This window comes from Flavobacterium johnsoniae UW101 (assembly GCF_000016645.1).
GTDB classification, from domain to species: Bacteria; Bacteroidota; Bacteroidia; order Flavobacteriales; family Flavobacteriaceae; genus Flavobacterium; species Flavobacterium johnsoniae.
Genome location: NC_009441.1, coordinates 4919882 through 4945461 on the forward strand (window position 1 = coordinate 4919882; position 25580 = coordinate 4945461).

The 25580-nt window shown below is 35.7% G+C and carries 16 protein-coding genes; 3 read left to right on the plus strand and 13 right to left on the minus strand.

What is annotated here, in order from left to right; translation table 11 throughout:
• Positions 1 to 70 precede the first annotated feature (70 nt).
• The 7 genes from FJOH_RS21195 to FJOH_RS21225 form a co-directional block, all read right to left on the minus strand.
• Positions 71 to 1495: a sialate O-acetylesterase gene (locus FJOH_RS21195; protein ID WP_012026074.1), complete on the minus strand. Its 1425-nt coding sequence runs from the start codon at positions 1493 to 1495 to the stop codon at positions 71 to 73.
• 265 nt (positions 1496 to 1760) lie between these two features.
• Positions 1761 to 5150 (minus strand): glycosyl hydrolase, encoded by a 3390-nt coding sequence (locus tag FJOH_RS21200; RefSeq protein WP_012026075.1) that lies wholly within the window; start codon positions 5148 to 5150, stop codon positions 1761 to 1763.
• A gap of 251 nt (positions 5151 to 5401) precedes the next feature.
• Complete coding sequence (locus tag FJOH_RS21205) at positions 5402 to 8728, minus strand: glycoside hydrolase family 2 TIM barrel-domain containing protein (RefSeq protein WP_012026076.1); 3327 nt, start codon at positions 8726 to 8728, stop codon at positions 5402 to 5404.
• A 230-nt stretch (positions 8729 to 8958) separates the two neighbouring features.
• Positions 8959 to 10083 (minus strand): glycoside hydrolase family protein, encoded by a 1125-nt coding sequence (locus FJOH_RS21210; RefSeq protein ID WP_012026077.1) that lies wholly within the window; start codon positions 10081 to 10083, stop codon positions 8959 to 8961.
• A gap of 120 nt (positions 10084 to 10203) precedes the next feature.
• Positions 10204 to 11880 carry a glycoside hydrolase family protein gene (locus FJOH_RS21215; RefSeq protein WP_012026078.1) on the minus strand — a complete coding sequence of 559 codons (1677 nt, stop codon included), beginning with the start codon at positions 11878 to 11880 and terminating at the stop codon, positions 10204 to 10206.
• Between the two features lie 173 nt (positions 11881 to 12053).
• Entirely contained in the window at positions 12054 to 14240 is a 2187-nt protein-coding gene (locus FJOH_RS21220; protein ID WP_012026079.1) for an alpha-L-rhamnosidase-related protein, read from the minus strand.
• Positions 14241 to 14668: 428 nt separating this feature from the next.
• Positions 14669 to 15487: an AraC family transcriptional regulator gene (locus tag FJOH_RS21225; RefSeq protein WP_012026080.1), complete on the minus strand. Its 819-nt coding sequence runs from the start codon at positions 15485 to 15487 to the stop codon at positions 14669 to 14671.
• Positions 15488 to 15588: 101 nt separating this feature from the next.
• Here FJOH_RS21225 and FJOH_RS21230 point away from each other — a divergent pair, with 101 nt between their 5' ends.
• Entirely contained in the window at positions 15589 to 16803 is a 1215-nt protein-coding gene (locus tag FJOH_RS21230) for an MFS transporter (RefSeq protein ID WP_012026081.1), read from the plus strand.
• A 228-nt stretch (positions 16804 to 17031) separates the two neighbouring features.
• Positions 17032 to 18402, plus strand: a complete 1371-nt coding sequence (locus tag FJOH_RS21235; RefSeq protein WP_012026082.1) for a phosphatidylserine decarboxylase family protein — start codon at positions 17032 to 17034, stop codon at positions 18400 to 18402.
• 62 nt (positions 18403 to 18464) lie between these two features.
• Here the strand turns inward: FJOH_RS21235 and FJOH_RS21240 are convergent, their stop codons facing one another.
• A complete protein-coding gene (locus tag FJOH_RS21240; protein WP_044047979.1) occupies positions 18465 to 18668 on the minus strand; it encodes a SymE family type I addiction module toxin in 204 nt (67 codons plus the stop codon).
• A 163-nt stretch (positions 18669 to 18831) separates the two neighbouring features.
• Between FJOH_RS21240 and FJOH_RS21245 the strand changes: the two genes are divergently transcribed.
• Entirely contained in the window at positions 18832 to 19047 is a 216-nt protein-coding gene (locus FJOH_RS21245; RefSeq protein WP_012026083.1) for a helix-turn-helix transcriptional regulator, read from the plus strand.
• A 55-nt stretch (positions 19048 to 19102) separates the two neighbouring features.
• Here FJOH_RS21245 and FJOH_RS21250 read toward each other — a convergent pair whose 3' ends face one another.
• From FJOH_RS21250 to FJOH_RS21270, 5 genes are all read right to left on the minus strand, one after another.
• On the minus strand, positions 19103 to 19663 hold the full coding sequence (locus tag FJOH_RS21250) for a helix-turn-helix domain-containing protein (RefSeq protein WP_012026084.1): 561 nt from the start codon (positions 19661 to 19663) through the stop codon (positions 19103 to 19105).
• The gene (locus FJOH_RS21255; RefSeq protein ID WP_012026085.1) at positions 19663 to 20004 is read right to left on the minus strand and encodes a type II toxin-antitoxin system HigB family toxin; all 342 of its coding nucleotides are present in this window, start codon (positions 20002 to 20004) and stop codon (positions 19663 to 19665) included. The genes FJOH_RS21250 and FJOH_RS21255 overlap by 1 nt, the downstream gene beginning before the upstream one ends.
• A gap of 280 nt (positions 20005 to 20284) precedes the next feature.
• Complete coding sequence (locus FJOH_RS21260) at positions 20285 to 21865, minus strand: sodium:solute symporter (RefSeq protein WP_012026086.1); 1581 nt, start codon at positions 21863 to 21865, stop codon at positions 20285 to 20287.
• The gene (locus tag FJOH_RS21265) at positions 21862 to 22926 is read right to left on the minus strand and encodes a Gfo/Idh/MocA family protein (protein ID WP_012026087.1); all 1065 of its coding nucleotides are present in this window, start codon (positions 22924 to 22926) and stop codon (positions 21862 to 21864) included. The genes FJOH_RS21260 and FJOH_RS21265 overlap by 4 nt, the downstream gene beginning before the upstream one ends.
• 151 nt (positions 22927 to 23077) lie before the next feature.
• Positions 23078 to 25576: an L-rhamnose mutarotase gene (locus tag FJOH_RS21270; protein WP_012026088.1), complete on the minus strand. Its 2499-nt coding sequence runs from the start codon at positions 25574 to 25576 to the stop codon at positions 23078 to 23080.
• Positions 25577 to 25580: the final 4 nt, after the last annotated feature.

Consider the following 25580-nt stretch of genomic DNA (forward strand, 5'->3'; position numbering starts at 1 on the left):
TCCTCCTTCGTCGAAATGACAAACTAGTCGTTAAACTCATCATTAATCATTTACAATTAACAATTATAAATCACCATTCGTCTGTTCTAAACGAAGAAACCGGCAAACCGCCTGCGCTAAACAATTCCGCTTTAGCGAAATCTTTCCATAAATAACGAACTGCAACAGGATTTTTCACTTTATCCGAAGTCAGAACCACCGATTTTCTTCTTACCACAGTTTTTGCTGGATAAAAAACTTTGTCTGCTCCCGCTATTTCAAAACCTAAAACTTCTTTGTCATAAGATGTAATTCCGTTATTAACATCATCAAAAGAAACCGTTACAGCGCCGTCTTTTATTTCCATTGATTTGTATTTCGGACTTTCGAATTCGAAACCTTCAATTCCGTACGTTCTGGCCAAAGCCTGAAAAGCCAATCTGTCTCCGCCTTTTTCTTTATCCATTGGATGAATATTGTTTTCTTCTCCAACATCCATTAAAACTGCCATTGCTGAATTCGGAATTTCCTTTGAAGCTTTTAATTGCGCCTCTCTCAAATAAGCTGAATTGTATTTTTCTAAATAATCTTTTGGATGAAATGAAGCGTAATTAAACGGTGCAATCTGAGCAAAATAAAAAGGAAAATCTCCTTGATTCCACAACGCTCTCCAACTGCTTACCATTTTCTTCATTAAAGCAGTATATTCACTAGCTCTTTCGTAATTTGATTCACCCTGATACCAGATACAACCTTTTATTCCGTAACCAATTACAGGCGAAAGCATTCCGTTAAACAAAGTCGTTGGTACACGATTTGGGTCTTTTGCCAATTCTTCTTTTGTGGTCGGAATTTTAGCGCTTGCAAAATCCTTCAGCATTTCCTGATTCATCCAAGCTTCCATGCTTGAACCTCCGTATGAAACGTGAATCAAACCAACCGGAACATTTAAAACTTCCTGCAAAAGCGAACCAAAATACCAAGCCGTCGCACTAAAATTGGAGGTTGATTTTGGGGAAGCTTCTTCCCATTTTCCTTCAAAATCTTGCAAAGGTTCTAAAACTGTTGCTCTTGGAATCGTAATTAAACGAATGTTTTTATTGGCTGATCTTACGATGATTTCGTTTCCGTTTTTCACTGGTTGCCCTTGAAATCCTTTCAACGGCATTTCCATATTAGATTGTCCCGAACAAAGCCAAACTTCACCCAACAAGACATTTTTGATAGTTACTTTTTCGTTTCCTTCCGATACTTCAATTGTGTATGGGCCACCAAATGAAACCGTTTTTAATTCTGTTTTCCATTTACCTGAAGCGTCTGCTTTTACCTTGTAGGTTTTAGAATCCCAAGAAGTTTTGATTACAATGTTGGCGTTCTTTTCTGCCCAGCCCCAAATGAGTGCATTCGATTTTTGCTGCAACATCATGTTGTCAGAGAACAATGCTGGCAATTTGATTTTAGCATTGATTTGAAGACTCGCTAAAATCGTTAATAATGCAATAATTGTTTTTTTCATTTTTTTATTTTTTTTTGCCACAGATTAAAAGGATTATTAATCTGTGGGAATCCTTTAATCTGTGGCGAATATTTATTTTTCAATTGCCTCCAGCTTTAGCTGGAGGGATATTAAATGTTTATTTTCAATGGGCTTTAGCCAAACTAACTTTTTGGCTAAAGCCCTGTTGTGTATTTTTCTTAACCTCCAGCTAAAGCTGGAGGCAACTAACTTCTTTCTTTGTCAAAAAAATAATCCTTTTAATCCTTTAATCTGTGGCTAACTTTTATTTTTCTTTTACAATAATTACTGGCCCTAACAATCCCGCTTTCAACAAAGGTTCTCCTTCTAATCGAAACGGCGCTGTTGTCCACGTTAACCTTTCTTCTTTTGGCAATTTTTGGTCACCAATTAATCTATTTGCCCACGTATTTGTGACTTTAATTTCTATCGTATTTTTTCCTTTTTGTAAAGCTTTTGAAATATCAGTTTTGAAAGGGAAAGTCCAAAGCGCTCCGCAATCTTTTCCGTTGATTTTGATTTCGGCAATATTTGAGATTTCACCTAAATCCAACCAAGTTTTACTGCTATCTTTTCCTTTCCAGATAAACTCTTTTTTATAAACTACCGTTCCAGAATAATACTTAATCTGATCATTTTCAGAAGTGCTCCAGTCAAAAAGCTTGTTTATTTTTACCACTTCTTTTGGCCCTTTAAATTCTGTATCAAATTGCAATTTCCAGTTTTCGTCTAAAGTCTGCACTTTCTCAAATTCAGAAGATCTTCCTTTTGCTAAAATTTCTTTCGTCTCTTCTTTAAACATCACAAAACCAGATTCGTTTGCATCTAAAGTTATCGAAACAATTGTTCTTCCGTTTTCTATTTTCCAATTGTCTAAAGCTGACGTTTTGTCGGTAACAGGATTGTACCATTGCGGTACTTTTCCTAAAATTCTAAACGAAGCGTCAAATGTTCTTTTTTCTGCTTTTTGATTGGAAATGAAATAAATATCTTCAGTATCCGATTTACGATGCGCCCAAGCTAATGTTTCAGAATCGACTCTATTTAAATTTGTGAAATAAACGTCTTGAGAAATTCCAATTGAAGCAAAATCATTTCCTAAATACGGTAATTTGATAACAGTTCCTTTGCCAATTTTCCATGTTGCTGAATTGGTATTATTCCAGATTTCGTCAATTACATTCTGCCATTTCTTTTGATCGGCTTCTGATTGAACTCCTGGCTGAAGGTTTGGTTTTTCATCTACAAAAATAGTTGCGCCGTCTTTTAGCAATTGCAGGATTTTTTCGGCGGACGCCAAAGAAAGCATCTTATTTGGTGCCATTTTGTGACTTCCTGGGAAGAATAAAGCTCCATATTCAATTCCGCCTTCAAATGAAATTTTTCCGTTTATCACTTTCGCTCTATTAATCAAAACATCAGCATTGAAAGAATCATATTGATAACCATTTAGTGGATTAATCCATTGCGATAAATCGGTAATATTTTTAGAATAGGTTACTTCTTTTGGCATTTTTGCCGTTGGCTGACCTTCATTTTCTAAACGGATTTTCTCGCTTTCCAATCTTTCTTTTCCAAACACATTCGGAATAAAAGGCACTAATCGATCTGGAACAAAAGAACGGGAAGGAAAATCTTCACCACTAAAAACCGCCAAGTCAATTATAGGTTTTCCTTTTTGCAATTGAAACTGCACTCTTTGACAATAATCAAACCACGCTTTTCCGGGTTTCCACCATGTTTGATCTCTTTGGAAAAAAGTTCCAATATCATCTAAAGTCATTCCGGGTTTTCTGTCCGTCCATGGATTATGTACAAAAACGTGATAGAATAAACGGTTAATTCCTAAAGCATAATTTCTGTCAGCCGTTGTTTTTAGATTTCCGGGATGTTCATCCCAATCCATTCTCAGAGCCGTAAAAGATTCAGCCTGAATAATATCTTTTCCGTAAATATGTCCGCCCGAAATGGCATCAACCATGTCAAAAGGTTTATCGTGGGTTGGGCTTTTCAGCCAAAATTCTCCACTTGGATAATCGACATATTTATAATGAAGCAATGCATCGCTTGTTACAACTGGCGCTACATTTTCCGCACTCAGCTTAACATTATATTCTTTAGCAATCTGAGCGATTGTTCCGTAGAAATTATCGGCCACTAAGTCGGCAATTGTTTTTCTAATATCGTATAAAACTTTCTCTGAGAAATCGGCACTTTCTACTGGAATTCCAGCCATAACTGGCAGATATTCTACAAGATCATAACCACGTCTCTTTTTAAATTCTGTCTGAAAAACCGAAGACCAATTTTGGCTTCCACATTCCCAGCTGTCAAAATGCAGAATTTCCAGAACTTTTGAAGTCAATTCTGGACCAGCAGAACGAACGGCTTCTCCAAACCAATGATCCAACTGAAAACGAATTAATTCGGGATTAAATTTGTCGACTTCCAATCCTTTTCCTGCTCCGCCAGTTGCATTTTCATGTCCTGTAGAAGTATGCCCCATTCGGAGAATTTTCCATTTCCCTTTTGGTGCTTTCCAGTTTAGGTTTCCATCGGCATCAACAAAATTGGAGATATTAATGATTTCTGACTTTTTGAAAGCATCAGAATTCGGAATTTCTTTTTCAGTAGTTTGTGGAGTCAAACGCCAGATTGCGCCTGATTTCCCTTCGTAATTATTAATCAGTGATTGATTCGAAAGGGTTATTTTACTGACTTTCAGATTCTGTTTCCACTTCGCAAAATCCAAATCTTCTGCTCCGGGTTCTGTTCCTTTTGGATCGCAAACAAATCTGAAATACTTTGCCGTAACAGGCGTAATAGTATGTGTATTCGGGAAATCCATATCCTGCCAGCCGTGACGCGGTGCGATCATTCTTTCGTGGAATCTAAAATTGACTCCATCATCGCTCACTTCTACAATAAGACGTTGCGCCTGAAAATCTCTTCCTTTAGTTTCAATTACAATTGATTTGCAAGTAAAAGGCTGTGCAAATTCATACTGAATCCATCCTGCATCGGCAAACTTGAAGTTTTCGTCTTTTTTAGGATCAGCCAAAAACGATGCGTCAGTATTGTTTGATGTGGTTACTTTTGGCAGTTGCATCTGCGAAGTGATTTCGTATTCTTTAATTGGAATCGCAAAAGTGGCAATGTTTTTATAATAGTCTTTGTAATGCGCTGGAACTGGCAATTTTGAAGTAACTTTTTTCCCTCCTAAAATTTCAGTAGTTGACCAAACTATTTTCTGCATTGACATTTCTGGTGTAATCCACGGACCACCTGCAACGGCAAATCCGTCTGCTCCATGAAAAGCTAGTTTTAACCCCAAACGATCTGCTTCTTTAAAAGCCCAATGAATCATATCCCAAAATTCAGGCGTCAATTGTAAAACCGGCGGATCTATCAATGGCGGATTTGCTGGCCCTTTAATAGTCATTAAATAAGCTCCTGCAATCCCAGCTTGTTTCATCGCTTCTAAATCGGCCGTAATTCCGGGTTTAGAATACGCCGATTTCATCCAATACCAATACACCCAAGGTTTCGAGGATTCTAATGTTGGCTGAAAGTTGGTTTCTTTTTTATGAACTTCCTGTGCAGAGACAATGCTTGCTAAAAGTAGTATAAAAAAGAGGTGTTTTTTTTGAAACATTATTCTTTGTTTTATTTCGTTTGTAAACCCGACAGGGTTTTATATATCGCATTTTTTTGTCATTTCGACGAAGGAGACCCGAGCGATAGCGAATAGGCGAAGCAAATCTCCACAAGTAGCTCCGTAACGAAAGTCCAATCTTTGTGGAGTTTCTTACGAAGATTTCTCCTTCGTCGAAATGACAAACTGTATCTTTAATTTATAGTTCTTAATTTTAAAATTATCAATTATCAATTATCAATTATCAATTATCAATACTTAAACTTCTTCAAACTATTTTCCAATTCATTTTTTGAACCGCTGAAAGGCGTCAAATAAAAACTATACTCATAATTTCCAGATTTAATCTGATATTGTTCTAAAGGCTGTGCAACCAATGTCCAGCTGTCGTTTCCTCCTACTCCCATCTGGATTAAATCGATATTTACCGTTAAAAATCCTGGATCTTTTAAATCGTATGTATGACCAGATGAACTTAAGTTTTCCTGCGTATACGGCCACGCGCTCATACTTAAAACTTTATTATCGTTTACTACTAAAAACCCATTGTTTTTCTGCGGAGTGCTTAATGCCATCCATCTTACATCACATCGGTTTCCGTTTTCTTGCGGTTTTGGATAATGTTCGATAAAATCATTTATTGGAAGCGAATATTTCCCAACAAACGAACCAAAACTTCTGTCGCTGTAATTTTCCAGCTCTCCTTTACCGTACCATGAAATCTGATCAAATTTTCTTTGAACTCCCATCTGCATTCCGATTTTTGGAATGTTTGGCAATTTGTTTGAAGCTTTTAAGCTGTAATCTACTTTGATCAATCCGTTTGGTAAAATGTTGTAAACTACTTTTACGTTCGCACTGTCTTTTATAAATTCATAATCGCTTGTAATTTTGATTTCTGAAGCTGATTTATCAATTGAAATGTTGACCAATTTTGTTTTTGCTTTATACCATTGTTTCAATAGTTTTTGCGATTTCCATCCACGTTTATCGTTGTCTGTAAGTGGCCTCACGAAGTTTGGCAATAGAGGTGCAAAAACTTGTTCTTCTCCGTTAAAAATATAAGAACTTAAAGCTCCATTTGTTTTCCCAATTGTAATATCAAAAGTTTTTCCTTTGATTTTGAAATCTGAATCGGATTCAGAAACGTTTAAAGTTTCTTTTTTAGATTCTAGAGAAACGGTTTCTTTCTTTTTCAATATAAACTGATCTTCCGCGACAGCATAACCTTTTGAAGCCCATAATTCATCTTTTGAAAGCTGGAATTCTATATTTAAAATATATTCGGCATCGACTTTCATTTTTGGAAGATAAGAACTGATATCTAAAGTTGTTGATTGTCCTGCTTCTACTTTGAATGGTTTTAAAATCTGAGTTTTGATTACGTTTCCGTTTTCCAACACTTTTAAAACTGGAATATATTGTTCTAAAGATTTAACAGCTTGACGATTTTTAATTTCTAATTGATTTCCGTTTAAAGTTGAAATCGCTGGCTGATACACCCATTTATTCTCAAAAATAGAACCTTTTGGTTTTCCGTTAGAATCTACAATTCCTTTTGTATTGAAGTTTCCGTCATGATATTTTTCGCCAAAATCTCCTCCGTGAGCAAAATAATTCTGCCCTGATCTCGAATCAAATTTCAAGATTCCCTGATCTTTAAATTCCCAAATACAGCCACCGATAACTCTTGGAAGCGAACGGAATTCATCCCATAATTCTTTTAAATTTCCAACTGAATTTCCCATCGCATGAGAGTATTCGACGAAAATAATCGGACGTGTATCTTTCTTTTGATCTACTAAAAATTTTGGTGTGAAAACGCCCGGATAAAAACGGCTTACCATATCGACATATGAATCATCCTGCGGATTTTCGAATCGATAAGCGTGATCGATCGTTTTTGGATATCCTGGATCAAGCGGATCAATATAACCGTCTAATTTTGCATTTCCTTGTGCTGGTTCGTAATGTACGGGACGTGTAATATCAAAATCGTGAACCCAGCCCGACATTGCTGCATGATTTGGCCCTTTTCCGCCTTCGTTACCTAAACTCCACATTACAACCGACGGATGATTTTTATCTCTTTCAACCATTCGAATCATTCTTTCCATATAAGCATTTGTCCAAAGCGGGTCGTTGCTTAATTTTCCGCCAATTCCGTGAGTTTCCTGATTGGCTTCATCCATTACCATGATTCCGTATTGATCGCATAATTCGTAGAAATAAGGATCGTTTGGATAATGGCTAGTACGTATAAAGTTGAAATTGAACTTTTTAATCGTGGTGATATCTTGCTTGATATCTTCTCTCGTCACGGCTTTTCCTCTTGTTGGATGATGATCGTGACGGTTTACACCATACACATAGGTTTCTTTTCCGTTAATGAGCATTTTCCCGTTCTCTCTCGAAAATTCAATCGAACGGAAACCAACTTTACAGCTTTTTGCTTCAGTAACATTTCCGTTTTTATCTTTTATCGAAATAACCATTGTATATAAATTCGGTTCTTCTGAACTCCATTTTTTTGGATTTTTGATGGTTTCCTGAAAGAATCCGAAACGAACATTGTCCAAACGAGGATAACTTTCATTAATCAAATCTATCACAGGTCGTTGAAGCGGTTCTTTGAACATTGCTGTATTATTAGCATCGTACAATTGAACATTCATCGTATAATCTTTAATTTTTGCTCCAGTCAAATTCTCCACTTTCGGACGCAGTTTAAAAATAGCATCTGTATATTGTTTGTCTAATTTGGTTTGAACAAAGAAATCCTGAATACGTAGTTTCGGCTCTGCCATAATGAAAACTTCACGCTGGATTCCGCTCATTCGCCAGTGATCCTGATCTTCTAAATAAGAACCATCTGTCCAACGGATTACACGAACAGAAACTACATTTTCTCCCGCTTTTAAATAGGGTGTAATATCAAATTCTGACGGCAGAAAACTATCTTCGCCATAACCTAAAAATTCTCCATTTAACCAAACCTCAAAACCTGAACTTACGGCTCCGAAATGAAGCGTAATAGTCATGTCTTTCCAGTTTTCAGGAACAGTAAAACTTCTCTGGTAAGAACCAACTCCGTTATAATCTTTAGGAATGTAAGGCGGATTTATAGGTCTAAACGGATAAACGGCACTTTTATAAATTGGGTTATCGTATCCTTTCATTTCCCAGTTTGAAGGCACTTCGATTTTATCCCACCCTGAAACGGTATTTTTATAGAAATCTTTTGAAGCTTCTTTTAGATTTACAGCATATTTAAAATCCCAATCGCCGTTTAGCATTTGGATTCGACTTTTGGTTCTGTCGCCTTTTAAAGCATCTTCAACAGAAGAATAAGAATAAGCAGTTGCTCTTGAAGGTTGTCTATTGATGCTCGTAATTGTTGGGTCTTCCCAAGGAGCAAATTCGTATTTTTTATGCAATTCTGGGACTCCTGCTGGTTCTCCTGTTACGGATTGGGCGTGAGTGTAAGTTGTTAGAAGTAAGATGAAAAATGTGAATACCGATGTTGGTATCGAAAATCGAAACCTTGAAAAGTTATTATTTTGAATTGACTGAAACATTATTTTATTTTTAGTTTTTTTGTCATTCCGACGAAGGAGGAATCCCCGTGCGATATTCTACAAAGATTGGTAGCCTTTCTGTGTGGAGCTACTTGTGGAGATTTCTCCTTCGTCGAAATGACAAAACTGAGTCTTTATTTACTTTTGTGTAATTAAACCTGACAGGTTTTAAAAACCTGTCAGGTTTAAAATGTACTGTATCTTAATTCTTTGTACTTTGTACTTTCCTCCTAATTCTTCTTCTTTTTCTCCGGTGGTGCTACAAAATTCAATTTGCTTTTTCCTAAATCTTTGGACGTTGCAATTGCGATTCCTCTTTGTTCTGCTTTGTTAACGGCGCAGTAAAAATGATACACAATCCCATCATGTTTAACTACAAATGATTTATGCGCGAACATATCATCGTATGGTTCAGATGATTTAACTAAATTGTCGCCTTTCCAGTCCGTCCAGTTTACCAAATCATTCGAAACGGCAAAACGGTTAAATGCACCTTGATTCCAACCCGTCCAGAAAGCTCCAAAATAGAACATTACCCAAGTATCATTAATTCGCTGAATATAAGCATCACCCGAAATTCCTTTATGATGATTGATTAATGGTTTATCGCCATAACGCTTCCATGTTTTCATGTCGTTTGATACTGCCATCGCAATACGTTCTGCTCCTTTCGCAGGATTTATACTATCACCGCGGGCATTATAATACATGATAAAATTGTGTCCTGTCAATTTATCTTTATCACGAATTACACTGTTTTTGTACATCGTACTATTATCCCACCATCTGGCCTCTTTGTCTTTTGGAGTCAAAACCGGACTTTCTAATCTTTGGAATTCATGTGGTTTTGTCGGTGCTTCTTTGGTATATGCCATTCCGATTGATAATACTCCTGCTTCATAACCTTTGCTGTCTCCGCCAAAATAACTCATCCAGTATTTGTCATCGTATTTTTCCCATTCGTAGCTTCCGCCCCAAGTCAAATCTTGTAACGAAATATACCCTGCTTTTTGGTTCACATCCCAGTGTTTTTCATTTTCTGAGAAGGACATTACTTTTCCCAGATGTTTCCAATCTAAAAGATTGTCGCTTTCCGCAAGCCAAGTTTCGTAACCTCTTCCATCATAAATTAAATAGGTCATATACCATTTTCCGTCTTTTCTAAAAACACTTGGACAATCCATTTTGTATGAGTTATCGGTAGGAACCATCACCAAACCGTATTTATAAGGAGTTTTGATTTCTTCGTAAATCTCCTGCATTACGTTGTCGGTAATTTCTCTTTTCTTGTATTTGGTTGCACAGCTAGTTATGGCTAGTGCTGAAATGGCTAGGATTAGATATTTAATTTTCATTTTTTGGTTATATTTTGGTACGCGAATGACGCGGATTTTATTTTGTTTCTCTCGCAGATTTTGCTGATTTAGCTGATTTTTTTATCTGCCTGATCTGCAAAATCTGCGGGAAACTTTAATTTATTTTTTCAATTCCTTTAATTTAGACTCCATCACATCTTTATTCAATTTTACCTTTACCATTCCTGTTGGATGAAATCTTCTTTTTAGGTCGATGGCGTTATAGACTATAGTGTAAACGTCATTTCCTTCTGGGATTAAACACAAAGGCGTTCGCATAATATCCCACCATTTATCGACTTTAGTTTCTATTGGTAAATAATGTGCTTCTGCCCAATTGATTCCGTCTGCAGATAATGAATACGCAATCATATTTGGTAAATGATGCCCCCAGCCGTCTGGCCCTCCGTCGAAAATCGCGATGTACATTCCGTTTGGCAACTGACTTACAATTGGATTTTCTACGAATAACGGATGCATGGTCTTAATTGGTTCCAAACCTTTATTCATTCTCAACCAAGGACCTTCTAAACTTTTTGATTCAGCTAATGCAACAAACCATCCCTTTCCTGATTTTTTCGGATAATCTGCCCATGAATTGAACGGATACGCACCGCTGTAAAATCCGAAGTATTTATCGCCTACCTGATAAGGAAAAAAGGAAGCAACACCCTGACGACCTTCCCATGGTAGAGAATCTAATCCTGGTTCCATAATGATTCCAATATTTTTATAAGGACCACCAATTCCGTCGATTCCATCTACAGTCGATTCACAACGCCAAATTCTTCCGAATGAATGATTTGGTTCTATTTCTTTACTTACCGTATACGCCAAATAATAGCCATACCATTTGTTTGCTTTTTCGTTGAAAATTGGCATATAAGACCAAATAGCTGCACGACGATCATTCATTGGATTATCATCTTCTGTAACGGCATAAGTTCCGCTTGCTTGATAAATAGTTGATTCTCTTTTCCAATGGATTGCATCTTTACTTGTCCAATGTCCGATTTTGGTTTTTACACGATCGTAATAGTAATCAACGCCTTTTTCACCTGCTCTTTCAGTTGGAAACATGTGATACATATCGCCAACTTTTACAACGCGTCCGCCTTCAAAACCACCCTGAATTCCTTCAGTTCCAGACATTCCTTCATCAATAACGGGTTTATTTTCTCCGCCAATAACTTCGAAAAGCGGTTTTTCATCTGAAAATCCTTCTACGATAAAAGTTGGATTCCAAAGTTTTCCATCTGGAAAATTGGCGTTTCTTGGTTCTAGTTTTTCAGAAGCTTTTACAACTCCTAAAACTGCAAATAATCCTTTTCCAAAATTTAATGTTTGTGTTCCTTTTGAGAAAGAAATCGCATATACATTTACTGGAGGTAAACCTGTAATGGTCAATCCGTTTTCTAAAATTAATTTGACATTTTGAAACTTATCAGCTTGAAGATAATCTGAATTATTTTCTTGAAAAACTCCAATCAAAACCTGAACTTGTTCTTTAAATTTTAATTGTAATGGAGCATTATTTTCATTTTTATATTTATCTAAAGGAAGTTCAATTCCTGTTAAGCCTTGCAATTCTGGAGCTAAACGGGCAATATTGTGTTTGCTTCCTGAAAATACATGAGCGTATTGTGCGGTTTTGAATGTCTTGTATTTTGATTTTACAATTTCAAATGAAGCTGGTTTCCATGCTGTGGTTTGTGCTGTGGCTTGGACGCAGACAGTTACCAGCATTATGAAAGCGGTTTTTAATTTGAAGTTGTATTTTGTGTCTTTTGAAAACATTGGTTTTTTATTTTTTGGTTCTGATTTTGCGTCATTGCGAGGAACGAGCAATCACATTTACTATATCAAGCTTTGTGCAATCATAGTGAGGTTGCTTCGTTCCTCGCAATGACAAACTAGACGTTTAAAACTTAACGACTAATCACTAAGGACTAGGCACTAATTACTAAGAACTATAGAGCTTTGTAACTCACTTTATACTCCACATTTGGTTTTACAATCAACTGATATTTATTTTTGGCTAATTCTGTAATTGTTCCAGAGTTTGTTTTAGGTTTGCTGGCACTTTCAAAAATTAATTTTCCTTCTCCTTCGCCTGCTTTTACTTTGATTTCTTTGGTACTGCAATACACGGCAACTTCTCCATTTGGTGTTGGCACTTTTCCTTCCATCCACTTTAATCCTCCTAAATTTGGTTTAATTTCATATTCTGAATAACCTGGAGCGGTTGGTTTTACACCTAAATAATATTTTCCTAATAAATAAATCGGACTTGCGCCCCAAGCGTGGCAAAGGCTTTTTCCGTAAGGGCGACCGTACATCGTTAAATGCTCTGTTCCTTTTTTGTTCGGATTGTATTCTTCCCAGAAAGATGTTGCTCCCTCATTCAGCATTCCGCCCCAATAGTTTTTCATTTCTTTTAAAACATAATCCTGTTCGCCCATCGCACACAAAGCTTCCAACTCGTAAAAACGCATGTATGGGGTTGTAATTTGAAGAACATCTTTATTCAGCAACACCTTATTTTTTACGCTTTGTTTTTGTTCTTCAGTAAAATAATTGAAGAAAATACCGAACATATTAGCGTATCTCGTTACGATGTTTTGGATTTTTCCATCGATACGTTGGTGTTTCATTACGTTTTCTTTTTTATCCCAAAACACATCAAATAACTTCGTTTTTAAATCAGTTCCTAATTTTTGATATTGTTTTTGATCTTCACTTTTACCAGCAATTTCAGCACTCACCGCCATCGCTTCAAGACTTCTCGCTAAAAGCATCTGTTCAAAACTCACTTCGCCTGTTTTTGGAAGTCCATCTGCCCAATCAATAAAAACCCAGTCGCCTTCTAAAGGTTCCAAAAATCCGTTTTTATTTCTTCTTTCTAAACAGAAATCCATAAGTGATTTCATTCTTGGATAAAAAGTTTTGATAAATTTCGTATCGCCTGTATGCAAGTAGTAATCGTAAACACCAACAAACCAATACAACGAATAATCCATTATAATGTTTACGTGAGCCGTTACAGGATCTTTTCCGCGAAGCGCTAACAAAGTTCTTTCTACCGAAGCCGAATCAAAGAATAAATAATAATTCATTAAATAACTTTGATAAGCGTCGCCAGACCAAACCCAGCGGTCACGTTTAATTCCGTCAATAAAAAATTCTCGAGAAGTTAAATGCATCGTATAAGCCGACACATCCCAAATTTTATTCAATTGTTCATCCGAAGATTTGAATGCCCCACGATAATCTAATGGCAAATATTCATAAAGCATCGAAATCGAATCGTATTTTATTCCTGCATCTGCTTGCACCTGAACATAGCGGAATGCTTTCGATCCATCATGCGTATAAGTTTCAGATTGTTTTCCGTCGAAAGATAAATGATCTAAAGTTTCGCATTTGGCAGAATCCAACGCTTCTTCGCGAGATTCTCCATAATAAAGAGCAAGTTTTCCTTTTCCTTTTAAGCCGTGAATTTTAATGTAACCGAAAGTTTCTTTACCAAAATCTACTAGTTGACCAATTCCTGCTTTTTCTGTTTTTTTAGCACTTAAAGGTTTGGTTGTTAATTTAAATCCTGAAGGTTTGTTTTCTGGCGAATTAAAATTCCAAGAACCAACTGGAACCCAAGGCGTACCAGATTGTTGTGCTTTTCCGGTTTCATCAATCCAAAGTTTATCTTCGTTGGTAACTTTCCATGAAGCATCAGATTTAATGTATTTTCCATTAATATAAATAGCCGGTAATACTTCCTGATTGTAAACTTTAAAAGAAATTTTGTGTTTTCCGGCAGGAACTGCGATTGATTTTGGCTGTCCGTAAATCTGAACGCCATCTAAAAGTAATTGAAAAGGGCCTTCTGAAAAGATTTTCACTTCGTCTGGTTTTGGAATATCTACTTCTGTCTGAAAAGTGACCAAAGCATACGGACTATAATATTGCCAAAGTGGCGGAAACACAGCTTCACGTTCTGTGCGTCTTACTTGCATTTTATTGCTTAACCAAACTTCGAAATCTCCTGGATACCAGATCCATGTCGCTTCTTTTGGTTTTTCTTGTGCTGATGATAACGAACAACAAAAAAGGGAAACAAAAAGAAGTAAAGTCTTAAAAATGGAAAAGCGGTTTAGCATAGTAAGTTTATTTTGGGACTAAAGATAAGTGTTATTTTTACATTTCACAACCTGTAGTATCCTGTTATTTCATAAAAAACTATGATTCTTGATAAATTTTTAAGGGAAAAATTATGACTTATCACTTTTTTAGTACTAAAAAAAATGATGTTAGAATTTTATGGGACACGGATGAGACGGATTCGCTATTGCGAAGACGCGGATGAAAACGGATTTTTTAAACACATAGAAACATAGACTTCCTTTGCACATAAAAAGGCGTTTCACTTGCTTACATACACATATGTGTTAATGACTAGTCATTTTCATTATTCTTATTTAGCAAAGAAAATAAAAATCTATGTTTCTATGTGTTTAAAAAATCCGTGTCAATCCACGTCTTTACGAAGTAAATCCGTTTTATCCGCGTTCTAATTTAGGCTAACAATCTAAGCAATCATCTTTTCAGATTCATTTTCATCTTCTAAAATATAGTTAGAAGGCGTTTTGCCCAAATGCTTTTTGAACATATAAATAAAAGCACTAGCTGTTTCGTAACCTAAATCTAAAGCAATTTCTTTTATGGATTGTTTTTCGCCCAATCTTTTAATGGCTTCCAGTAATTTCATTCTGGTGCGCCAATCGCTGAAATTCATTCCCAATTCTTTTATGAATAATCGTGATAAAGTTCGGCTACTCATAAAAGAAAGTTCGGCATAATAATCAATTGTTTGTTTACTCGAAACATCACTCATTAAAAGTTCTACCACTTTCTGCAGCCTTTCATCATTTGTAGTAGGCAAAAAAGTGGCGCTTGGCACTATTAAAGCCAGTTCATCTAAAAAGACATAAATGATCCTTAATTGTGATTCTGTTAAGTTACCACTTGTTCCAAAAGAAATAATTTTGAAAACCAACTGCTTTAAAAACATCGGAATATCAAACGAAAAACTCTTTTCTGGCAATCCTCCAATTGCAGAAGGATCAATAAAAACACTGTAATAGTTAACGTCTTTCTGAAAAGTAACCTGATGCTCTACTCCGCTTGGAATCCAAAGGCCTTGCAACGGATTTACAACCCAAATGTTATTGCCGACCACAACATTCATTACGCCACGAGTTGCATAGATCAATTGAGCTCTTGGATGCGAATGGGAGATACACATTTCGTTGTTAACTGTTTCAGTATAACCTATAACCGGGATTGAGGAATCTACTTGATATCCAAAATCCGTTGCTACTCTATATGTCCGATATTGACTATTCATTGTCCAAATATAGCAATTCTGACATTACTATTCTTTTAATCTTTGCAAAAAATAATACAGCTGTTGTTTTTTAACCTAATTTAAAAATCAAAAAATATCTCATGGACACTATTAAAGCAAATCCTGACATAGTTAAAAAAACCACTTATTCGATCTTATTTATCATTAGTTTTTCTCATCTAATTAATGATCTTTTACAGGCTGTTGTTCCTTCAATTTATCCGCTTTTAAAAGATAATTTTAGTTTAAGTTTTACTCAAATTGGTATTATTACTTTGACTTACCAAATGGTAGCGTCTATTTTACAGCCATTTGTGGGAATGTATACCGATAAAAACTCAAAACCATACTCGCTGATTATTGGAATGTGTTTTACAATGGTTGGACTTTTCTTTGTTTCGATCGCTTCGAGTTTTATCAACTTATTATTATCAGTAAGTTTAATCGGAATCGGATCTTCAATTTTCCATCCAGAATCTTCACGTGTGGCGCATTTGGCTTCTGGCGGAAAAAGAGGTTTGGCGCAGTCTATTTTTCAATTGGGAGGAAATGCAGGAAGTGCGATCGGACCATTATTAGCTGCTTTTATCGTTATTCCGCACGGACAATCTTATATCGCTTGGTTTTGTATTATTGCGTTAGTCGGTGTTTTTGCTTTGTATAAAATTGCGATTTGGTACACGGCACATTTATCGGAAAGAAATGCCAATAAAGCTTCTCATCAAATTGAAACACATCATTTGTCTAAAAACCGAGTAATTGCTTCGTTGATTATTTTATTGGTTCTGATTTTTTCTAAATATTTCTATATGAGCAGTATTACGAGTTATTATACTTTCTTCTTGATAGATAAATTCCACATTACGATTCAGCAGTCACAAGTGTATTTATTCTTGTTTTCTGGCGCTGTTGCAGCTGGAACTTTAATTGGCGGACCAATTGGAGATCGATATGGCAGAAAATATGTAATCTGGGTTTCTATTTTAGGTGTTGCACCGTTTACTTTAATGTTACCTTACGTTTCTTTATTCTGGGTTGGAGCTTTATCTGTAATTATCGGATTGATTCTTTCATCTGCATTCTCAGCAATTCTAGTTTATGCAACTGAATTAATGCCCGGAAAAGTCGGACTTGTAGCGGGTCTTTTCTTCGGTTTTGCTTTCGGAATGGGCGGTTTAGGTTCTGCTATTTTAGGAAAAATTGCCGATGCTACAAGTATTGAATATGTATTTAAGATTTGTGCATTTCTGCCTTTAATTGGGGTTATTACTGGATTCTTACCTAATTTGGAGAAGAAAAAGAAAGCTCAGGAATAATTTTAAACACATAAAAACATAGTATTTGAATTGTCTTTAAAAGGCATTTCATTTCATAATAAAACACATAGTTTTCTCGATTGAAAGCTATGTGTTTTTTTTATGAAATCTTTAGTTTCCTGTCAATGATATGAGAGCTTCATAACACAAAAAAGTCCTTCTATAACTAATTAATGTTTTTGAATTATTTTCCAAAATACCTTCGTTATAAATTTAACCCAAAAGACCATGGAAACAACACAATTTATAACAGCAAAACAATTATTGGGAGGCTGGTTGCCACAAAACCCACAAATTGTAGAAGATTGGATTGTAAAAATCAAAAAACTGACTAAAAAAAATCCAACACCACTTATTCCTGAAATTGCCGAATTTCAAAATCTAGTGTATTCAGATCCTGTTTTGTATGCGAATGTGCAGGGAATGTTTGCCGAAGCTTATTTCTTAAAACAAAGAACCCCTCTACTTTGGGAACCAGAACCAATGACTTTTGAGGATTTTCTTGTTTTACTAAACGGAATCATGCAAACCGCTCCCGAAGCCTACCAAACTGGCGCTCCTGGAAATCAAACGCCTGCAGGTATGATTGGTTTTCCTATTAATGCTCTTTTGGCTTGGCCAATGGCTACCAATTTCGGTTATGATGTTTTTTCAAATGCTTTAGTCAATCAACAGCTAAAAAAAATATTAAACTACTGGTCTAAATTTTTGGTTACAGAAGATTCTCGCTATGTTTTAATAGAAAATGATCCTTCTGAGAATGTAATTGCTTGGTTGAGCGAAGTGGCACAATCAGAAATGATGCAGGTTGCCCAAGGAGCATTAGGTTTAGAATCGAATCCTATTCCGCCTAATGCTACATTTTCTGATGTTTTTATTTCAGATCCTTCAGATCCATATTACGGTTTTAAAAGCTGGGATGATTTTTTTACGAGATTATTTTGTCCAAATGTACGTCCAGTTACTGCACCCAATGATGATTCAATTATTGTAAATGCCTGCGAGTCGGCGCCATTGCAAGTGGCTAAAAATGTGGCATTGTCAGATCAATTTTGGTTAAAAGGACAGCCATATTCTTTAGAAAACATGATGAATTTTGATGAACTTGCACCTCAATTTGATGGAGGAACAGTTTATCAGGCTTTTTTGAGTGCCTTGAGTTACCATCGCTGGCACAGTCCTGTAAACGGTAAAATTGTAAAAACGGCTGTAATAAATGGTTCTTATTATTTAGAAAATTTATATCAGGGTTTCTACAATCCAGCAGGAGCCGATTCGAGTGCACCTAACAATTCACAGCCCTTTTTAACAGCAGTTGCCACCAGAGCTGTTATATTTATTGAAGCAGATAATCCAGCCATTGGACTTATGTGTGTAATACCTGTGGGTATGGCAGAGGTTTCGAGCTGTCAAATAACAGTAAAAGCCGGCGACGTTGTAAAAAAAGGCGACGAACTGGGTATGTTTCATTTTGGAGGCTCAACACATTGTTTGCTTTTTAGACCGGGTGTAAATTTAGATTTCACTACTTATGAAACACCAGGCTTAGACGCTCCTAATAACATTCGTGTAAACACACAAATTGCAAAAGTGCTTTAAAAGGCATTTTACTTTCATAAAAAAAACACTCTGTTTTCTAAATTGAAAAGCTAGGTGTTTTTTTATTTTATTTCAATTTCATTATTGGTTGTAATAATGATTTTATTTTGCTGCTGTGCAATCGTTACGAAATTCCCGTAATTAAAACCGATTTTCTGAAGCCATTTTCCGTAAAGACGTATTTCTGGAAATATAACGTATCGATGATCACGTCTTGAAATTGTTTTTGGCTGTATTTTTAATCGTCTTTTCACTGATTGTTTCATTTTATTTTTATTTCATTGAAACAAAAATAGTAAAAATTATACTACAAATAATATTTTTTAGACACTAAATTATTGTTTTAGGGCAATTTTGAGTATTTAAAGTATTCTTTTTATTATATTTAAATTATAAGATATTTGCATGAAATGTCAATAAATCAACATTGTGTCGAAACTTAAATTAAATAGAATAAAAGTTGTTTTAGTTGAAAACAATCGAACTAGTAAGGAATTAGCCAATCATTTAGGCAAAACCGTATCAACTGTTTCGCGTTGGTGTACAAATGAAGCTCAGCCTTCTATTGAAACGCTTTATGAGGTTGCTAAATATTTGAAGGTTGATATTCGGGAGTTGTTGCTTTCGACTGGGAACAAATCATAAAAAAACGCTTTCTTGTAAGGAAAGCGTTTTTTTGTAAGTTGAAAATTCTAAAACTTTATGACAAAACTAAATCAGCGCTGGTTAGCTTTACCTTTGGTTTGCCCAATTTTATTACAGCTTCTTGTACTTTAGTTTGATCTTCTTTTGAAAGGAATACTGGAATCAAAACCGCTATTTCTATTTTTAATAGTCGATTTATCACTATTAAATCTCTCAAAGTAAATGGTTTAATACCATTCATAAGTTCAGACATATACGTTTTGCTTTTATGACCTAAAATTAAAGCCAGATTTTCCTGAGTTAATTCAAGTTCTTTGAGTTTCTTTCTTATTATTTGTTTCCTATTTTCAAGAAACAATCTCTCCAGTTCTGCTATGCGTTCAGATTTATCACTTTCTAAAATTTTTTGATCATCAATTTTATCAACATCATTCCATTCTGAATTTTCATACTTCTGAATTATGTCACGTAAATTAGATCTTAAGTTTTTAAAATGTATATTATCTTTCGCCAAAAGCCTTAATTTTCGGTCAGCAATAAGAGCTCTTTCATAATCTAGTTCGTTTGTGATTACGCCTCTTTCTACTATTTTTTCTATATCAAAATGTGTTTTCATTATTCTATATAGTTATTTTTTCGTAACCATTTTTCAATAGTTGCTTTGTTATTTTTAAATGTTGATTCATATTCCTGATGCGTTCCTGCCCATACAATTGTAGCCTCACCATCCTCATCAAGCTCAATCAATATAAGTGTTCTATGGATATTAATATTGAAGAAATAAAAACCGTCGTTGTGCACACAATCTGCATCATTTCTAATTTCGTCAATACTATTTTCATTAGAATTAAACCTTTCTAAATCAGCAATTAACTTATCAATTTCATCGCATAGTTTTTTATTACCTATATTTTTCTTTTTAATTTTTAAAATCGTCTTTTTCCCAATAATCCTCATAATATCAACTTAGCAAAGATAATTAAAAGTTCTTATATAAACCGAACTTTTAATTAATAGTTCATTTTAAATCCATTTAAATTTTACTGCAAGATTTCTATTTCATTAAATTCAAAAAAAGTTATCTCTTAAAGCAAACTTACAATTTTATTTCAATTTTTAACACGTATTTACTTTCTTTTAAATTATTATAATGTGTGAAAAATTTTTAAAAAGCAAAAAAAAAACGCTTCCTTTTATCAAAGAAGCGTTTCTAAAATTATAAGAGTTTGAAGAAAATTTAATTTCCATTAAAAACCAAATACAAAACCAAAATTGTCAATCCCAGCAAACCAAACAAAAGCTTCACCTTTTTGCTAGTTTTAGGAATATCCGTTTCATCTGAAACATTAACTTCAGGGTTTTTATCGGTTAAAGAAATAATAACGGCTGTAATTAAAAGCACCGCAAAAATGTAAAACGAAATCAATAAAAAGTGAGGCCAAACTGGATATTTATCGGCAGGGAAAATCCATAAATATAAAACTCCAACAAACAAACTAAATGCAGAACCCCAAGAAAGCGTTGCATTTACGGCTTTTTTAGTGGTGCGTTTCCAGAAAACACTCAAAAGGAAAACAACAGATAACGAAGGCGCCAGGAAACCTAAAACTGCCTGAAAAATGTTGAATAAATTCTGCCCTTTGATATTGTCTATCGCAACGGCGATTAAAATCGCAAAAACGCATCCAGCAGCAATTGTTAAGCGTCCAATTTTAATCTGATCCTGAATCGTCGCCGTCGGGTTTATTTTCTTTACATAAATATCATTCGTAAAAACGGTGCTCAAAGCGTTTAACGAAGAACCAATTGTTCCCACCAAAACCGCAATCATAACACAGATTACCAAACCGTTCATTCCGCTTGGGAAAAGATTCGTAACCATTGTCATATAAGCCAAATCAGAATTGCTTCCTAATTCTGGATATAAGGCATAACACAAAATTCCGGGAAGAATAAACAACGGCAACGCCATCACTTTTAACCATCCTATAAAGTTTACTCCTAATTGTCCCTGCTCTAGGTTTTTCGCACCTAAAACACTCTGCACCATCGATTGATCGGTACAGAAAAAAGCAACTGCAGCAACAGGATATCCCAACAAAATAGCAGGCCACGGATAATGCGCATCATCTGAAGGACGGACTAAATTCCAAAAATTAGAAGGTGTTTTGGCGATTAAAACATCGATTCCGCCTAGTTTCTGCAAGCCTAGAAAGGAAAGTGTAAGCGAAACGACAATCAGCAGAATCATTTGAAAAACATTCACTTTTGCAATCGCTTTTAATCCTCCAGCAAACGTAAATATTCCAGAGAAAATTACTAAAACCGTAACGCTCTGCCACATTGGAATTCCCAAAATCTGACGTACTAAAACGCCTCCGCTGAATAATCCTAAAGACAACCAGCTTACTAATATTTTTACCAAAGCATACCAAGCCAAAATATTCTGCGTACTATCGCCGTAGCGTTTTCCCATATATTCAGGCATTGTGCTGACTTTACTCGCAATATATCTTGGTGCAAAAACCATTGCCAAAAGCAGTAAAAACACAAATGCGTACCATTCGAAATTTCCCGCTACAATTCCCGTAGCGTAACCAATACTCGCAAAAGCCAATAATGACGAAGGCCCAACGTTGGTTCCCCACATATTAAACCCGATGCTGTACCAGTTTAATGAATTTCCGGCCAGAAAAAGCGTTTCGTTTTTATTTCTCTGCTTCATACTTACCACATATCCAATGACCAATAAAGCCACCAAATAACCCGCTACAATTACAAAATCGAGCGTGGTTAATTTATCGTAGATGCTGTTCATAGCCCGTATTCGTTAAGAATATCGGCAATTTTAACCGGCATTCCAGTTTGCAAAGATTTATCCATTGCTTGTAACAAAGCCACGGTTCCAATTCCTTCTTCCATATTTGGATAGGCTTCAAAACCTTGCTCGATACTATCTGTAAAATATTCTAAGTAATTCTGATATTCTCCGCCATGATGACTTTGTCCTTCAAAACGGAAGTAATATTTTAAAGTGCTATCGCCCCATGTCACTACTTTTTCTTCGCCCGTTTTATCAGTAACGGCATAACGCAATTCATGATAATCGGCTTGGCTTGCTCCTTCTGTTGCTCTTAAAATCGTGCTCATTCCGCTGTCGCGTTGTGCAGGCTGAGTCGGCGAAGTATAGACACCGCTTACACGGGCAATTCTTCCATCGGTAGCTTTGAAGATAAAATGCATTGTATCTTCATTCTTCAATCCTGCATTTTGTCCGTTACTGCTGATCATTCCGTAACCCATCACTTCCTGAATATTTGGCAAATACCATCTGATGAAATCTACAGGATGACTCAAACCTCCGTACAACCATTTAAACGATTGCAAAAGCGACCATTCTTTCTTTAAAAACCATCTGTGATCAGCGTGATATTGTGCTTCAATAGTAATTAAATCTCCTATTAAACCTGCTTCATAATCGGCTCTTTGTCTTTTGGCTGGTTCAAAGAAACGAGAACTTTGCCCAATAAAAACTTTTTTACCAGTTGATTTGCTTAATTCTAATAGTGCTGCTGCATCCGAAAGATCATCAATAAAAGGTTTTGTACAAACAACATGTTTTCCGTGTAACAAAGCTTGTTTCACATGTTGTGCATGAAGATGATCTGGCGTATAAATCGCAATAATATCAATTGATTCATCATTCAATAAATCGTCGTAATTGGTGGTGTACAAATGAAAATCGAATTCTTTTGCTCTTTGTTTGCACAATTCTTCGTTTCGGTCGCATATTTTGACGAGTTCTAGTTTTGAACTTTCTATTGCAGCCGACATTGTGCTTCGTCCTTCTCCAAGTCCCAGAATGGCTATTTTTAACATGGCATTTTATTATTTTTGATTGTTGATTAACGATTTTTGATTGCTGATTTGAATAACACTCGTTAATTTATTGTACTTAAAAATCTATATTTTTTTGATTGTTGATGTAGAAAAATCTAAAATCAACAATCGTTAATCTTAATTCTTAAATCTATACTTTATTCAAGAAAATCCAAGTTTCGTCTGGTTTTGCGCCTTCAATTCCAGATTGGTATTTTTTCATTAAGGCGTTCCAATCGTCTACACGAGGATTATTTTGTGTTGTTTTCGGATTTAATTTATCCAGATTTTCTCCTTTCGGAATACTGATTACCAAGATCAATTGTCTGTCTTTTTTGAAAACCTGCAATTGCTGAAAATCGGCGTTACAGAAGCCTTTTGCAACTTCCGGCCATTTTTCGAATTGTGTTTTATGATACTCTACGTATTCCTTTTGTAGTTTTTCATCAGCAGGAAGGTTGGCAGTTAAAACCACATTTTCCCAATCCGATGCAGGTTTTGAATCTTTACATCTTTCGAAATTTTGGAAATCGTAAACCAAATCATCATAGATTTTAATTTCTAAAGAAGGAAAAGCACCTGCCAGTTTTCGCTTTGTTCTTTCGGGCTGATTCATCTTTCCGTAAATAACTAAATGATTTTTCCATTGGTACAATTCCTGACCAACGATTCTAAATCCTGTCAATGTCGATTTGATTTTTTCGATATCAAAATCAGAACCTATCAATTCGATTGCATACGGTTTTGGCATTTCCTGCAATCCCCATTTTTCATCGATTACAACTTCTTTTTCTAAATCTTTATATGGCGCTCTGATTCCGGCTGCATCTTTTATTTTAGTGCTTACATAAGGATCATTGTGTTCCCAGATATTTCCTTTTGGACCGTTATGGTTTTTAAGGATTTTCTTTTCCGCAATCCAATTGTTTTTAATCGTAAAACCTTCACTTCCTTCATCAGTATACAAATACAGCCATAAAAACGGATCGTGCGCGTATGGACTATTGTAAACTTTGTCAATATAATTTTCTTCGATTCGGCTTCCTGGCTGAGCCGAAAGCGTGTAAATTCCAGCAACATCATGTAAATGTTTCGCATAATGATGAATTTTATTTCCTAGAATTTTATTGTTCTGCATCACGTTTGGCGTATGCGTCCAACCCCAGCCCATTGCCATTCCGGAATATGAAACATCTGAAATTTCGTTGTGTTCAATTGTGATGCCTCTAACAAAACCAGCGCTGATTCCTAGAGTTCCCCAATCTTCATTGGTTACGTTGGTGATCAAATTATCTGAAATCACTTCATCTGAACACATTTCTCTTTCATCTTTTATGATTAAAGGCAAATGCGCTTCAAAAGCTTCTTCAGAGAAAATTCCAACGTTGATGGCACTTCCGCCAATATCTTTAAATAAATTTCCTTTTACAGTATTGTGATTTGTTCCTTTATTTAAATCTAAACCAGTCGAAGCCAAATGCTCAAAACGACAAGATTCAAACTGAATATTATTAGCATAATTTACTTCAACTGCTGCGCGAGGTCTTCCCACCCAAGCCTGATTTTCTAAACTCGCCTGATTTGGCGTTCCTGGAACTTTCAATTTATAAGCATCTAACAAATACAATCCGGACTGCAACGGCACATGACCTTGCTGTGAAGGTCGAAGCCAGTTGCTATATTGAAACGAAATTCCTTTAAATTGAAAATGATGTACAGGCGAATCAATTGTCCCTTTTATTTCAACTAGATTTTCTAAAACGGGCGCGGTTACAACTGCCGAATTAATCTCTTCTCCAGCTCTCGGAACATAATAAATTTTAGCATTTTTCTTGTCCAAATACCATTCTCCAGGCTCGTTTAAAAGCGAAAAAGCATTGTTTAAGAAATAAGCCGAATTCCCATTATTTTTAGAAATCCAAGGTGCAGGCCATGGGTGTTCGCTTTGAATACGGCTTTCTGGTTCTTCAAACGAAAGTTTGGCACTGTCTTTTTGAACTTCGATATTTTTGATTCGAAGATTAGCATTCGACCACCATTGCACAATAAACATTTCCATTCCCGGCTCAAACTTAACCGATTTATCTTTAAACGGAATCCAGCAGGTTTGTTCTTCATGATTCCACGATAAAATACGTTCCATTGTAGTTCCGGCGGTATTTTTAGCTCTTACAGCTTTTTTGCCATTTACCCACAATTGTCTGTAATCAATCAAACTTCCAGCTTTTTTAGGAGCATCAGCCACCCAAACAGCACCTTTTTTAAGTCCGTTGATAACCGTTGTCGATTTTGTCCAGTTTTTAATTTCAATTCCACCGCTTATAATGGGTCTTGCATTTACATCGGCTTCGATTGTTGTCGGACTATCGGCAGTTCCAGAATCTTCAGGTCTTACAAATAATGGTTCGTTTAAATAATATGTTCCGTTCATTACTATGATTCTGATACCACCTTTTATCGACGGATCTTTTAAGCGACGAAGCTCTCTGGCTTTTCGCATTGCCATGTGAACTGTTGCCAGCGGATTTGATTTTGTTCCGAGGTTTGAATCTTTTCCTGATGGCGAAACCCAAATTTCAGCGCCACTTGCCGAAAGTGTGAATACCATTAAAAAAACAATCAGTAATTTGTTGAAAGGAATTAAACGCATTATT